16 protein-coding genes are annotated in these 13,415 nt (G+C 64.6%); 12 read left to right on the top strand and 4 right to left on the bottom strand.

Annotated elements, in window-relative coordinates; genetic code table 11:
* The 6 genes from IL54_RS17030 to ribH form a co-directional block, all read left to right on the top strand.
* On the top strand, positions 1-317 hold a 317-nt coding region (locus tag IL54_RS17030; RefSeq protein ID WP_193378873.1), incomplete at its 5' end, for an energy transducer TonB.
* A 107-nt stretch (positions 318-424) separates the two neighbouring features.
* On the top strand, positions 425-868 hold the full coding sequence (locus IL54_RS17025; protein WP_052027797.1) for a hypothetical protein: 444 nt from the start codon (positions 425-427) through the stop codon (positions 866-868).
* A gap of 8 nt (positions 869-876) precedes the next feature.
* Positions 877-1,866 (top strand): bifunctional diaminohydroxyphosphoribosylaminopyrimidine deaminase/5-amino-6-(5-phosphoribosylamino)uracil reductase RibD, encoded by a 990-nt coding sequence (gene ribD, locus IL54_RS17020; RefSeq protein WP_272945518.1) that lies wholly within the window; start codon positions 877-879, stop codon positions 1,864-1,866.
* A 38-nt stretch (positions 1,867-1,904) separates the two neighbouring features.
* Positions 1,905-2,519, top strand: a complete 615-nt coding sequence (locus IL54_RS17015) for a riboflavin synthase (RefSeq protein ID WP_037477176.1) — start codon at positions 1,905-1,907, stop codon at positions 2,517-2,519.
* A 71-nt stretch (positions 2,520-2,590) separates the two neighbouring features.
* Complete coding sequence (ribB, locus tag IL54_RS17010; RefSeq protein ID WP_037477174.1) at positions 2,591-3,871, top strand: 3,4-dihydroxy-2-butanone-4-phosphate synthase; 1,281 nt, start codon at positions 2,591-2,593, stop codon at positions 3,869-3,871.
* Positions 3,872-3,881: 10 nt separating this feature from the next.
* Entirely contained in the window at positions 3,882-4,304 is a 423-nt protein-coding gene (gene ribH, locus IL54_RS17005) for a 6,7-dimethyl-8-ribityllumazine synthase (RefSeq protein WP_037477172.1), read from the top strand.
* Positions 4,305-4,369: 65 nt separating this feature from the next.
* On the opposite strand, the gene IL54_RS17000 is transcribed toward ribH, so the two are convergent.
* Positions 4,370-5,464 carry an alkene reductase gene (locus tag IL54_RS17000; RefSeq protein ID WP_037477170.1) on the bottom strand — a complete coding sequence of 365 codons (1,095 nt, stop codon included), beginning with the start codon at positions 5,462-5,464 and terminating at the stop codon, positions 4,370-4,372.
* Between the two features lie 71 nt (positions 5,465-5,535).
* Here IL54_RS17000 and IL54_RS16995 point away from each other — a divergent pair, with 71 nt between their 5' ends.
* The 5 genes from IL54_RS16995 to ssb all read left to right on the top strand — a co-directional run bounded on the left by IL54_RS16995 (position 5,536) and on the right by ssb (position 10,425).
* Positions 5,536-6,417, top strand: a complete 882-nt coding sequence (locus IL54_RS16995) for a DMT family transporter (RefSeq protein ID WP_037477168.1) — start codon at positions 5,536-5,538, stop codon at positions 6,415-6,417.
* 9 nt (positions 6,418-6,426) lie between these two features.
* On the top strand, positions 6,427-7,083 hold the full coding sequence (locus IL54_RS16990; RefSeq protein ID WP_037477166.1) for a COQ9 family protein: 657 nt from the start codon (positions 6,427-6,429) through the stop codon (positions 7,081-7,083).
* An 80-nt stretch (positions 7,084-7,163) separates the two neighbouring features.
* Complete coding sequence (locus tag IL54_RS16985; RefSeq protein WP_037477164.1) at positions 7,164-7,433, top strand: FeoA family protein; 270 nt, start codon at positions 7,164-7,166, stop codon at positions 7,431-7,433.
* On the top strand, positions 7,430-9,286 hold the full coding sequence (gene feoB, locus IL54_RS16980) for a ferrous iron transporter B (RefSeq protein ID WP_037477162.1): 1,857 nt from the start codon (positions 7,430-7,432) through the stop codon (positions 9,284-9,286). Before IL54_RS16985 ends, feoB begins: the two co-directional genes overlap by 4 nt.
* A 551-nt stretch (positions 9,287-9,837) precedes the next feature.
* Positions 9,838-10,425 (top strand): single-stranded DNA-binding protein, encoded by a 588-nt coding sequence (gene ssb, locus IL54_RS16975; protein WP_037477160.1) that lies wholly within the window; start codon positions 9,838-9,840, stop codon positions 10,423-10,425.
* A 136-nt stretch (positions 10,426-10,561) separates the two neighbouring features.
* Here ssb and IL54_RS16970 read toward each other — a convergent pair whose 3' ends face one another.
* From IL54_RS16970 to IL54_RS23205, 3 genes are all read right to left on the bottom strand, one after another.
* Positions 10,562-11,443, bottom strand: coding sequence for a UTP--glucose-1-phosphate uridylyltransferase (locus IL54_RS16970; RefSeq protein ID WP_037477158.1), 882 nt, complete (start codon positions 11,441-11,443; stop codon positions 10,562-10,564).
* Between the two features lie 121 nt (positions 11,444-11,564).
* Entirely contained in the window at positions 11,565-12,008 is a 444-nt protein-coding gene (locus IL54_RS16965) for a hypothetical protein (RefSeq protein ID WP_037477155.1), read from the bottom strand.
* A gap of 163 nt (positions 12,009-12,171) precedes the next feature.
* Positions 12,172-12,345, bottom strand: a complete 174-nt coding sequence (locus IL54_RS23205) for a DUF1674 domain-containing protein (RefSeq protein WP_069065441.1) — start codon at positions 12,343-12,345, stop codon at positions 12,172-12,174.
* Between the two features lie 90 nt (positions 12,346-12,435).
* On the opposite strand from IL54_RS23205, the gene htpX reads away from it, so the two are divergent.
* Positions 12,436-13,368: a zinc metalloprotease HtpX gene (htpX, locus tag IL54_RS16960; protein ID WP_193378872.1), complete on the top strand. Its 933-nt coding sequence runs from the start codon at positions 12,436-12,438 to the stop codon at positions 13,366-13,368.
* Positions 13,369-13,415: the final 47 nt, after the last annotated feature.

Here is a 13,415-nt window from a genome sequence, read left to right as displayed (position 1 = left end):
CGCCCGCCGACCCGCCGCGCGAGCCGGTGATGGTCGAGGCGGCGATCGATCCGCGCGCGCTGTCGGCGTTCCAGCCCGACTATCCCGGCGTCATGATCCGCCAGGGGCTGGAGGGCAGCGTGACGGTGCGGGTGACGATCAATGCGCAGGGCCGCGTGACCGACATTGCCCGCATTGCCGCCAGCGACGAGAGTTTCTGGCGCGCGACGGAACGGCACGCGCTGCGCAAATGGCGGTTCCGCCCGGCGACCCGCGATGGCGTGGCGGTGGCGACGACCAAAATATTGACCGTGCGGTTCACGTTGACGGACCGCTAGAGGCTGCGGTTCCCGCCCTGTCCGTTCGGCAGGGCGGAAGCCGTCCATTTACGCCAGAAGTGACGGACCCTTTTGCATCCTGGCGCGGGCTGGCCTATATAGACGACATGGCGATTTTCCCCCGTCCCGTTTCCCCCAAAAGAGCAGCCAATGATCTGTGGGGCTATTTTCGCGAAAGCCGGCCGCATAAATGGCCGTTGCTGGGCCTGTCGGCCGCGATCACCTATGTCATCATCTGGGCGTTCATCGTCGATGGCAACACCAACACGATGCCGACCCGCAACAAGATCATCTATGTCAAAAGCTGGGACGCCAACCGATCCGACGCGGCCGTGATCCTGCAGCAGAAGATGGATATCGCCCGCTATGAAGTGGCGCTGGCGTCCGAGCAGAAGGATATGCAGAAGCTCGCCGACATGGTCGGGGTCGAATGGCGCGAAGACGCCGCGCGCAACAGTGCCAAGCGCAAGGAAGCGCTGACGCGGATCAACGCGATGCTGGACGAACGACTCGCCAAGGCCAAGGAAGCCGAAGGGGCGCAACAGCCCTGAGCGGAGCGATGCCGATAGCCGACCCGGCCACCGACCGGCGCTTCATGGCCGCCGCCATCGCGCTGTCGCGGCGCGGACGCGGGCTTTCCACCCCCAATCCCAATGTCGGCTGCATCATCGTGCGGGACGGCCGGGTCGTGGGGCGCGGCTGGACGCAAAAGGGCGGGCGACCCCACGCCGAGGCGCAGGCGCTGGAACAGGCGCTCGACCGGGCGCATGGCGCTTGCTGTTATGTGACGCTGGAACCCTGTTTTCATTTGTCCCCGCGCGGGCCGCGCTGCGCTGACCTTCTGGCGCGCGCTGGCGTGGCGCGCGTGGTGATCGCGCTGCGCGATCCCGATCCGCGCACCGACGGGCAGGGGGCGGCCTGGCTGCGCGAACGGGGCATCGCGGTCGAGATGGGCCTGATGGCAGAGGATGCCGCCCGCGCCATGGCGGGGTTCGTTTTGGGCCAGACGCTGGGGCGGCCACATGTTACGCTCAAGCTCGGCCTCTCGCTCGACGGGCAAATCGCGCTCGCCAATGGCGCCAGCCGCTGGATCACGGGACCGCAAGCCCGCGCCCACGCGCATATGGAACGAGCGCGGCACGACGCAATTCTGGTCGGCGGAGGCACGCTGCGCGCCGACGCGCCGCGACTCGATGTGCGGATCGCTGGGCTTGAAGGGCGCAGCCCGCGCCGCATCCTGCTGAGCCAGGGCGAGGCACCCCATGGCTGGGAACGGATCGGCACGCCGGAGGAGATAGCGACGCTCGACCGGGTCGATCATCTGCTGGTCGAGGGCGGCGCGACGACGGCAGCGGCCTTCCTGCTCGCCGATCTGGTCGATCGTCTGCTGCTCTATCGCGCGCCGATCCTCATCGGCAATGGCTTTGCTGGCATCGGCGACATCGGACTGACCGACTTGAGCGAGGCGCATGGCCGCTGGCGGCTGATCGACGCGCGGCGGCTGGGCACCGATGGACTTGAGGTTTACGAGGCGGTTCGGAGCGCTTAGAGGCCGAGGCACAGGCCTCAATAGATGGATCAGGACGCATGTTCACCGGCATCATCACCGACATCGGCACCATCCGCACAGCGGAGCAGCGCGGTGACCTGCGGCTGGTCATCGGTAGCGGCTATGCGATGGACAGCGTCGCGATCGGCGCATCGATCGCCTGTTCGGGCGCGTGTCTGACGGTGGTGGAAAAGGGCGCGGACTGGTTCGCGGTCGACCTGTCGGCCGAAACGGTAGAGCGCACCGCGCCCGGCCTGTGGGCGCAAGGAGGTCGCCTGAACCTCGAACGCGCGCTCAAGGTCGGCGATGAACTGGGCGGGCATATCGTCACGGGCCATGTCGATGGCGTGGGGCATCTGGTGTCGGCGACGTCCGAAGGCGATTCGATGCGTCTGATCATCGCCGCGCCCGCCGCGCTGGCAGCGGCGCTGGCGGCCAAGGGGTCGATCACGCTCGACGGCATTTCGCTGACCGTGAACAGTGTCGAAGACCAGACGGATGGCAGCGTCCATTTCGGCGTCAACATCATCCCCCACACCGCTGCGGCCACCACGCTCAATGCGCTGCCGGAAGGGCGCGCCTTCAATCTGGAGATCGACGTGCTGGCGCGCTATCTCGACCGGATGATGAGCCTTCGCAATCGTGCAATGTGATTGCGGCTTGTAATTATCACATTGAAATGTGATATACGGCTCCAGTCCTTTCCGGGCAGGAGTCGTTTTCCATGTCGTCCGCACTTCTCGATACCGTTCGCCGCCTCGTCACAGACGGCGGCATGTCCCGTTCCGGCCTGGCGCGCGCCGCCGGTCTCCATGCCAATTCCTTGCGTAAGCTGGGCGAGGGCGACTGGAACCCGACCGCCGACACGCTGGGCAAGCTGGAAGCCTATTTGTTGAAGCGCGAGGGCGGCACCGCGCTCGCCTCGCCGGAAGAGATCATCAACGAAGCCCGCAATGGCCGCATGTTCATCCTGGTCGATGACGAGGATCGCGAAAATGAGGGCGACTTGGTCATTCCCGCGCAAATGGCAACGCCGGACGCGATCAATTTCATGGCCACCCATGGGCGCGGCCTCATCTGCCTGGCGCTGACCAAGGCGCGGGTCGAAGAATTGGGCCTAGGCCTCATGAGCCGCAACAATGGCACCCGCCACGAAACTGCCTTCACCGTATCGATCGAGGCGCGCGAAGGCGTGACCACCGGCATCAGTGCGGCCGACCGCGCGCGCACCGTATCGGTCGCGATCGACGGGTCGAAGGGCAAGGCCGATATCGTGACGCCGGGCCATGTCTTTCCGCTGGTGGCCAAGGATGGCGGCGTGCTGGTCCGCACCGGCCATACCGAAGCGGCCGTGGACGTCGCCCGTCTGGCGGGCCTGAACCCATCGGGCGTCATCTGCGAAGTGATGAAGGACGATGGCACCATGGCGCGCCTGGACGACCTCATCCCCTTCGCCCAGAAGCACAAGATGAAGATCGGCACGATCCGCGACCTCATCGCCTATCGCCGCCGCCATGACCATATCGTCGAACGCCGTGCGGAAACGACCTTTGAGAGCCAATGGGGCGGCGACTGGAAGGCGATCAGCTTTTATAACAAGGCGACACAGACCGAACAGCTGGCCCTTCAGAAGGGGCATGTGACGCCCGATCAGCCGACGCTGGTACGGATGCACCAGTTTTCGCCGCTGACCGACACGTTCGGACAGCAGGGGCCACGCGCGGGAATGCTGGCCCGCTCGATGAAAATAATCGGCGAAGAAGGCGCAGGCATCATCGTGGTGCTGCGCGGCGACGAACCCGACATGCTGACCCGCATGTTACAGCATCATTCGGGCATCGCGCAGGGCGACATGGACGAACTGCGCAACTATGGCGCGGGCGCGCAGATATTGGCCGAACTCGGCGTACATGACATGATCCTGCTGACCAACAGCAACCATAGCCTCATCGCGCTTGACGGCTATGACCTGGCCGTGGTTGGGCAACGTCCGATCGAGCTGTAAAGGATTTATCATGGCCAAATTCCTGATCGTCGAAGCGCGCTTCTACGACCATCTCAACGACCTGCTGATCGAAGGTGCGACCGCCGCGCTCGACGATGAAGGGCATAAATATGAGGTGGTGACGGTGCCGGGCGCGCTGGAGATTCCGGGCGCGGTGGCGCTGGCGGCGGAAACCGGGCGCTATGACGGCTTCATCGCCATCGGCGTGGTGATCCGTGGCGAAACCTATCATTTCGAAGTGGTGTCGAACGAAAGCGCACGCGGCCTTATGGCCTTGTCGATGGACGGCATCCCGATCGGCAACGGCATATTGACCGTGGAAAATGAGGCGCAGGCCCTGACCCGCGCCAAGATGACAGAAAAGGACAAGGGCGGCGAGGCGGCCAAGGCAGCGATCGCCATGCTCGGCCTGCGCCAGAAGTTCGCGGTCTAAACTCGCGATCTGAAAATGCGATAGTCGGCCGGAGGGGGAGACGGTCCGGCCGACTATCGACCCGATCAGGCGGTGGGAGCGACCGCCTCCAGCGTCGGGTAGTCGGTATAGCCAGCCTCGCCGGGACCATACCAGGTCGGCATAGGCTGTGGCGGGGTCAGCGGCGCATCGTCGCGCAGCCGCTCGACCAGATCGGGGTTGGCCATGAAGGGACGGCCAAAGCTGATCGCATCGGCAAGGCCGCTGTCGAGATCGGCCTGCGCCCGCGCCTTGTCATAATCGCTGTTCAGGATCAGCGGCCCCTTGAAATGCTGGCGGATCAGCGGCGACTGGCGCGGCACGTCGGTCGCGCCGAAGGTGCCGTTCGGACCCGGCTCGCGCAGTTCGAGCGAGGCGATGCCGATCGCGTTCAGCACATCGGCGGCATGGGCGAACAGCGTAGCGGGATCGCTATCGTCCACGCCCTGACTATCGCCATTGGGTGACAGGCGCACCGAAACCTTGTCCGCACCGATCGCATCGACCACCGCCTGGGTGACTTCGCGCAGCAGGCGAACGCGGTTTTCGACGCTGCCACCATAATCATCGTCGCGGAAATTGGCATTGTCGCGCAGGAACTGGTCGATCAGATAGCCGTTGGCGGCGTGGATCTGCACCCCGTCGAACCCGGCGCGAATCGCATTGTGCGCCGCCCGGACATAGGTTTCGATCAGCGCGGGGATTTCCTCGATCGCCAGCGGACGGGCGGTCTCGAAGGGTGCCTTGCCCTCATATGTATGCGCGTCGCCCGCCGTTGCGGTGGCGCTGGACGATACCGGCTGTTCGCCAGTGACGCTCGAATGAACCTGCCGCCCCATATGCCATAGCTGGGCGATGATGCGCCCGCCGGCTTCATGCACTGCCTGCGTCACGGGTTGCCAGGCGGTGACCTGCTCGTCGGACCAGAGGCCGGGCGCATAGGGCCAGCCAAGCCCCTGGCGCGAAACGCCGGTCGCCTCGCTGATGATGAGGCCCGCGCCCGCGCGCTGGCGATAATAGTCCACCATGATCGGGGTGGGCACATGGTCGCGGGTCGCGCGGCCACGGGTCAGCGGCGCCATGAGGATGCGGTTGGGCGCGTCGATCGTGCCGATCTGGATAGGGTCGAACAGGCTGGTCATGGAATCTCCCGAACTTTCAAGGTTGCAATTTGCAACGGGACTTGGGTGCCAAAGCCAGCTAGGGAGCCGCGATGCCCAGTTCAACCCCCGCACCCCCGATGGACATACCGCGCCTGGCCTTTCTGGCGCTGATCCTGGCCAACATCATGTTGTCGCTCGGCCCGGTCCTGGTGCGGCTGGCCGATGTCGGGCCAGTTGCGGCGGCCTTCTGGCGGTTGACGCTGGCGTTACCCGTCCTGCTGCTGCTGGCGATCCCGCGGCTCACCCGTACCCCGCCCACGCGGCGCGAATGGGGCGTGATGCTGCTGGCGGGCGTGGTGTTTGCGGGCGACCTTGCGGCCTGGCATCTGGGCATCATCCATACCAAGGTCGCCAATGCGACGCTCTTCGGCAATATGAGCGCGCTGCTGCTCCCGGCCTGGGCGCTGCTGGTGCTGCGTCAGCGGCCGACGCGGATCCAGGCGATCGCGCTGCTGCTGGCGGGCGCGGGCGCGCTGATATTGATGGGGGGCAGCTATGACCTGTCGCCGGTCAACCTGCGCGGCGATCTGCTCTGCCTGCTCGCGGGCATCCTCTACACCGCCTATATCCTGATCATCCAGCGTGCGCGGGGCCGCCTCGACAGTTGGTCGGTGCTGGCGGTATCGAGCGTCGCCAGCGCGCCGACCCTGCTGCTCTGCGCGCTGTGGCTGGGCGAGCGGATCATGCCCGGCAACTGGACCCCGCTGCTGATCCTGGCCATGTCGAGCCAGTTGATCGGGCAGGGGCTGCTTACCTATGCGATCGGCTGGTTTTCGCCGCTGATCTTGGGGTTGAGCCTGTTGCTGCAACCCGCCGTCTCGGTGCTACTGGGCTGGCTGATGTTCGGCGAATGGCTCAGCATCACCGACATGGTCGGAACGGTTGCGGTTGGGGTGGCGCTGGTGCTTGTGCGACTGCCCACCCGCTCCTAGATTGCGGTCATGACCCAGGACATGACCCTCGACGAAATCCGCGACCTTCTGGCCCCCGTGCTGGCTCGCCACGCCGCCTTCGACGGCTGGCGCAAGGAGGCCGTCATCATGGCGGCGGCGGAAAAAGGCGTGGATGCCGATATCGCCGCGCTCGCCTTCGCCGATGGCCCGGTCGACATGATCGACGCCTGGTTCGCCAGCATCGATGCGGCCATGCTGGATGCGCTGCCGCCCGAAACGCTTGACGCGCTGTCGATCCGCAAGAAAATCATCGCGCTGGTCGAAGCGCGGCTGGCCCTGGTCGCGCCCGATCGGGAAGCGCTGCGCCGTGCGCTGGCGATCCTCGCCATGCCGACCAACACTGCGCGCGCCGCCCGGCTGGGCTGGCGCGCCGCCGATGCCATGTGGCGTGCGGCGGGCGACACCAGCACGGACCTGGCCCATTATACCAAGCGGATGACGCTGGCTGGCGTCTATGCCGCCACGCTGCTGGTGTTCGTCGATGACGCCAGCGAAGGCCATGCCGACAGCCGCGCTTTCCTTGCCCGGCGGATCGAAGGCGTCATGCGCTTCGAGAAGCTCAAGGCGAAGATCAAGGGCGTCGGCGGTGGCGAGCGGCTCAGCCTCGCGCGCTTCGTCGGGCGGCTTCGCTACCCCGCGATCTGACGCAGACGCGATTCGCGCTGGCCTTTCCCAATCGGTATTGATAGTCACTCGCAGCAATCATGCTGAGAGTATCCCTTACCGTGCGCCTGACCGACCTGCCGCTGCGCCAGCCCGCTTATGTTGATCTGATCGACTGGTCCGCTCTGTCCCCCTCCGAAGGCCAGCGCTTGCGCGAATTCGGCCTGTGCGAAGGCGCGAGCGTCGAAGCGCTGCATCGGGGCGGCATTTTCGGGCGCGGGCCGATCGCCTGCAAGGTTGGCCGCATGACGATCGCCATGCGCCGCAGCCATGCCGCCGCCGTAACTGTCCGCACTGGCCCTGACAGTCTCGATCAGGACCGCGCCGCATGAGCGCGCTGCCCCTGGTCGCGCTGGTCGGCAATCCCAATGCCGGCAAAAGCGCGCTGTTCAATGCGCTCACCGGCGCGCGGCAGAAGCTCGGCAATTATCCCGGTGTCACCGTCGAGCGCAAGGCGGGCCGCCTGTCGCTGAGCGATGGCCGCCCGATCGAACTGGTCGACCTGCCCGGCACCTACAGCCTTGATCCCGGCAGCCCCGACGAACAGGTGACCCGTGATGTCGTGATGGGCAAGCAGGTGGGCGAAAAACGCCCCGACGCGCTGGTGATCGTGGTCGATGCCGCCAATCTCGACAATCATCTGCGGTTCGCGTTGGAACTGATCGCGCTTGGCCTGCCGACGATCGTGGCGCTCAACATGGTCGATCTCGCCACTCGCGACGGGCTGGAACTGGATGCCGCGACCCTATCGCGCGAACTGGGCGTGCCGGTGATTGCCACCGTCGCGGTGCGCAAGCGCGGCCTCGATCATCTGCGCGAAGCACTGGGCGAGATGCTGGGCGAGGGCCGCGCAGTCCGCGCCGCAGCGCCCGACCGCGATTTCGATACCCTGCGCGCCGAAGCGCGGCGCATCGCCCGCGCCGGGATCGTGCGCGAAACCCCCTCGCGTCGCCTCACAGCGGCGGTCGATCGTGTTGCGCTGCATCCCGTGTTCGGCCTGCTGCTGCTGCTCGCCTTGCTGTTCGTGATGTTCCAGGCGGTCTATGCCTGGTCCGAAGCGCCGATCGCCATGATCGAGGGAGTGGCCGAAGCCGCCGCCAGCACCGTACGCGACGCGCTGCCCGATGGCATCATCCGCTCCTTCCTGGTCGATGGCGTCATCAACGGCGTCGGCTCAGTCGTGGTGTTCCTGCCACAGATTCTGATCCTCTTCTTCTTCATCCTCATGCTGGAAGCGACCGGCTATATGGTCCGCGCCGCCTTCCTGATGGATGGCATCATGGCCAAGGTCGGCCTGTCGGGCCGCGCCTTCATTCCCCTGCTCTCTTCCTTCGCCTGCGCGATTCCCGGCATCATGGCGACGCGGACGATCGCTGATCCGCGCGATCGGCTGACGACCATCCTCATCGCGCCGCTGATGACCTGCTCGGCGCGCCTGCCGGTCTATGCCGTCATCATCGGGGCCTTCATCCCCGCGCGCGACGTGCTGCCGGGCGTGGGCTTGCAGGGCTTCGTCCTCTTCTGCCTCTATGTCGCGGGCATCGTCGGCGCGATGCTGGTGGCGCTGATCCTGCGGATGACCGTGACCAAGGGCGCAAGCGGCGGCTTCCTGATGGAAATGCCCAAATATCAATGGCCGCGTGCGCAGGACATCCTGCTTGGCTTGTGGCAGCGGGCCATGACCTTCCTCAAGCGCGCAGGCACGATCATCTTCGCTTCGACCGTGATCCTCTGGCTGTTGCTGACCTTCCCCAAAGTCCCCGATGGCAGCCCGGTCAGTCAGGTCGATTATTCCGTTGCCGGGCGTATCGCCAATGGCCTGACCGTCGTGTTGGAGCCGATCGGCTTCAACCGCGACATTTCGCTGGCGCTCATCCCGGCCATGGCGGCGCGCGAAGTGGCGGTGTCGGCCCTCGCCACCGTCTATTCGATCGACGCAGGCGATGACGAGGCACTGCTGGAAAAAAGCCTGGGCGACCGGCTCAAGGACCAGTGGCCGCTGCCCACCGCGCTCGCCTTCCTCGCCTGGTTCATCTTCGCGCCGCAATGTATTTCGACGATCGCCGTCACGCGGCGGGAAACCAATGGCTGGAAATGGCCCATGTTCATGGTCGGCTATTTGTTTGCGCTCGCCTATGTCGCGGCGGGCCTGACTTTCTGGACTGCAACGGCTGCCGGATTGTAATAGCAGCCAACAAACCATGAACGGATTTCTAAGCGAGGGTTGACGCAAATCTTCATGCGTCTGATAATGCCATCGATAGTCGCGCTACCGCACTTTTTTCCTGATTCCCACGCGTCCTTTTAGGCGGGAGGGCAAGGGGCCTTCGGGGTGCTGGTCTTCAACCAGCTTTTAAAAAGTGAGGTAAGTATGAAACGGGTTCATGTCCGTTCTTATACACGCTGGCGCTATGGCAATTTAGAGTGTGTCTGCAAACATACTCGTCGTTGGCCGCGTCAGTATTCGTTCGGTTTCTAATCCCTAGGATCCAACGATGGTAGCGCGGCTATCACTCTTAACGAAGCGACGGCCAAGAGCGCCAGCGCGCGCTGAAAATGCGAAAATCTTTCCTCTTTTGCAAGCGCCAATTGCGACTTTCCGCCCGCATGCGAATATATTTTAATATTGCTAGTCGTTAGCGATAATAAGTTGTGTTGAGGTTTCCTGTTGCCGCCCGCTGGACTGCTCTGGCCGCCGGACTATAAGGGGCCGCTTTCAAGGCATTCGGAGGAATCATGGCAGGGTCTGTCAACAAGGTCATTCTGGTCGGCAATCTGGGCGCGGACCCGGAGGTCAAGAGCTTCCAGAATGGCGGCAAGGTGTGCAACCTGCGCATCGCCACATCCGAAAGCTGGAAGGACCGGATGACCGGCGAAAAGAAGGAGCGTACCGAATGGCACACGGTCGCGATCTTCTCCGAAGGGCTGGTCGGCGTGGCCGAACGTTTCCTGCGCAAGGGCAGCAAAGTCTATATCGAGGGTCAGCTCCGCACCCGCAAATGGCAGGATCAGTCGGGTAACGACCGCTATTCGACCGAAGTCGTGTTGCAGGGCCTCGGCTCGGTCCTCACCATGCTGGACGGCGCGCCGGGCGGCGGCGGTCAGGGTGGCGGCTATGGCGGCGGTGGTCGCGCGCAGCAGGGCGTGAGCGACTGGAGCGGCGGATCGAGCGGCTATGGCGGGGGCGATGCCGACGACTTTGGTGGTGGCCAGGGCGGCGGCTTCGGTGGCGGCCGCGCTTCGGGCGGCGCAGCCGGCGGCAGCCGCGGCGGCGCGGGCAGCCCCAATTTCGACAATGACCTGGACGACGAAGTCCCGTTCTGACCAGTACAAAAAATCCTCCCCTGTAAGGGGAGGTGGCAGGGCGCAGCCCTGACGGAGGGGTGTCACCCTATCGAGACGGCGACACCCCTCCGTCTGGCTTCGCCAGCCACCTCCCCCACAGGGGGAGGATCTCTTTTTAGCCCCGCGCCAGTTCTGCCGCAGCAAACGCGCGAATATGGTCGCCCATATCCTCACGCTCCAGTGCCAGCACCAGATTGGCCTCGACATAGCCCGCCTTCGACCCGCAATCGAATCGGCGGCCGTCAAAGGTCACGCCATGGAAAGGCTGCTGCCCGATCAGCGAGGCCATGGCATCGGTCAGCTGGATTTCGCCGCCAGCCCCCTTTTCCTGCGTTTCGAGGATTTTCATCACGTCGGGCTGCAGGATATAGCGGCCAGGCAGGATGAGATTGGAGGGCGCGGTGCCGAGCGCAGGCTTTTCGACCAGCCCCTTGACCTCCGTCAGCACGCCATCGCGCGCACCCGGATCGATCACGCCGTAGCTCGGCGTCTGTTCCATCGGAATTTCAAGCGCGCAGACCAGATTGCCGCCGACCTGTTCATAGGCATCGACCATCTGCTTCATGCAGCCGTGGCCCGGCGCGCCCTTCATGAACTCGTCGGGCAGCAGGATGGCGAAGGGTTCGTCGCCGATGATGTCGCGCGCGCACCAGATGGCGTGGCCCAGACCCAGCGGTTCCTGCTGGCGCAGGAACACCGCATTGCCCGGCAGCAACCGCGTCCCGTCTAGCGCCGACAAATCCTTGCCGCGCTCGCGCTGCGTCGCCTCCGTCTCATAGGCGATGTCGAAATAATCCTCGATCGCGCCCTTGCCGCGCCCGGTGACGAAGATCATCTGCTCGATCCCTGCCTCCAACGCTTCGTCCACCGCGTACTGGATCAACGGACGGTCGACGACCGGCAGCAATTCCTTGGGCACCGCCTTGGTCGCGGGCAGGAAGCGAGTGCCAAGTCCCGCGACCGGGAAAATGGCTTTGCGGATAGGTTTGTTGGACATGCTACTCCATTCTCGCTGCAACGCGGGATGAAGCAAGGCATCGCCATCCCCGTCGCAAAGGTCAAGCCTTACGACAGGACCATAACGTCTTCGTAGCCGCCATGTTCACTTAGCGCGGCTCTTAAACCGCCAAAAGCCTTTGAGCGAGATGATCAAGCGACCCGATCTCGATTTCGAGCTGATCCAGCGACACATGAATCTGGGTATTGCGCCCGTCGCGGCAGGTAAAGCCACCCTCGGCCGGTTGCTGAAATCCGTTGATGATGAGCGAACGGAACCGGTCGATCCGCTGCATGTCGCGCTCGATTGCGGAGATTTCGGTCAGCGCGCTGGCATTGCGCCGGTCGCGCATCGCGACCATCGTGCGCAATTCGGTCATCAGCTTGGCCATGCTCGGCCGGGTGCGTGCGCCCACGGTGCGAATGTCGCCCATCGCCTCGCGCAGCAAGCCGATCTTGGCCTCCAGGCTTTGTTCGAGCATCGTCCAGGCGCAGACCAGTCGCCCCACTGCGCAGAGCAGGGCGGCATCCTGCGGCGCATAATCCGAAACCGGCTTCATCGTCATATCGGAAACTAACTGTAACCCCACGCCCCGCACTCCTTTGTCTAATTCCTGCACAGGAGGCGGAACAAAAGGCCAGAGCCGGACATGTGTCCGCTCGCATCATGGGCACGGGCCAGCGGCAGCCGTGCAAAAAGGGCGGCGAGCGGAGGAAAGGCGCTAAGCCTCAAAAATCAATCGCAATTCCCTTCCGCTCCCAATCGCCATAGCGCACCGGGCTCATCTCTTCGGTATGGCGCGTCGGGGCGTCGATCGGGTCGGGCTGCGGCACGGGGGGGCTTTTCGACAGGTGCGCGGGAGCCTGCACATGCGCGGGGCGCTTGCCGTTGAAACTTCCCATGATCCTGCTGCCTCTCGATTGCGGCGCTGCCGGAGCAACCCCATATTCATCTGCGATGATCTATCTGGGTTGCAACGGAGGCAAGTGCAAGTGAACGGGTTGAAGACCACCATGTTGCTGGCGGCGCTGACGGCGCTGTTCATGGGGCTGGGCTATATGCTGGGCGGCAGCGGCGGCGCGATCATCGCGCTGCTGGTTGCGGCGGGCATGAACCTCGTTACCTTCTGGAACGCGGACAAGATCGTGCTGTCGATGCACAATGCCCGCGAAGTGGACGCCCATAGCGCGCCCGAATTTTACGGGCTGGTGCGCGACCTGGCGCAGCGAGCCGGATTGCCGATGCCGCGCGTCTATCTGATCGACCAGCCTGCCCCCAATGCCTTCGCCACCGGCCGCGATCCCGATCATGCCGCCGTCGCCGCAACCACCGGCCTGCTCGCGACGCTGAACCGCGACGAAGTGGCGGGCGTGATGGCGCATGAACTGGCGCATGTGCAAAATCGCGACACCTTGATCATGACGATGGTGGCGACGATCGCGGGTGCCATTTCGATGCTGGCCAATTTCGGCCTGTTTTTCCGCAGCGGCGACAATCAGAATGGCCATGGCAATATGATCGCCACCATCCTGGCCGTGATCGTCGCGCCCTTCGCCGCAATGATCGTGCAAATGGCGATCAGCCGCCATCGCGAATATGGCGCGGACGCGGGCGGCGCTAAAATCAGCGGCAATCCCCGTGCGCTCGCCTCCGCCCTCGCCAAGATTGCGGGCCAGGCCGAACGCATCGCCAATCCGGTGGCACAGCGCAATCCGGCTGCTGCCCAGCTCTATATCGTGCCGACCCATGTCAGCGAGCTTTTCTCCACCCACCCCGCGACCGAAAAGCGCATTGCCGCGCTGGAGGATATGGCCGCGCTTATGGGCGCTCCGGCGCTCGGCACCGTACCGCGCGCCTCGGCCCTGTCGCCCGTCGCCCCGCGCCCGCGCCGCCGCAGCGCCCTCGATCCGCACGGGCGGAATTAGTCCGCACCAATCAAGCGTGTCTTTTCGGACATTTCCGCCTAGGGACC

This window comes from Sphingobium sp. ba1, from assembly GCF_000743655.1.
GTDB lineage: Bacteria > Pseudomonadota > Alphaproteobacteria > Sphingomonadales > Sphingomonadaceae > Sphingobium.
This window is presented reverse-complemented; position numbering and strand designations above follow the sequence as displayed.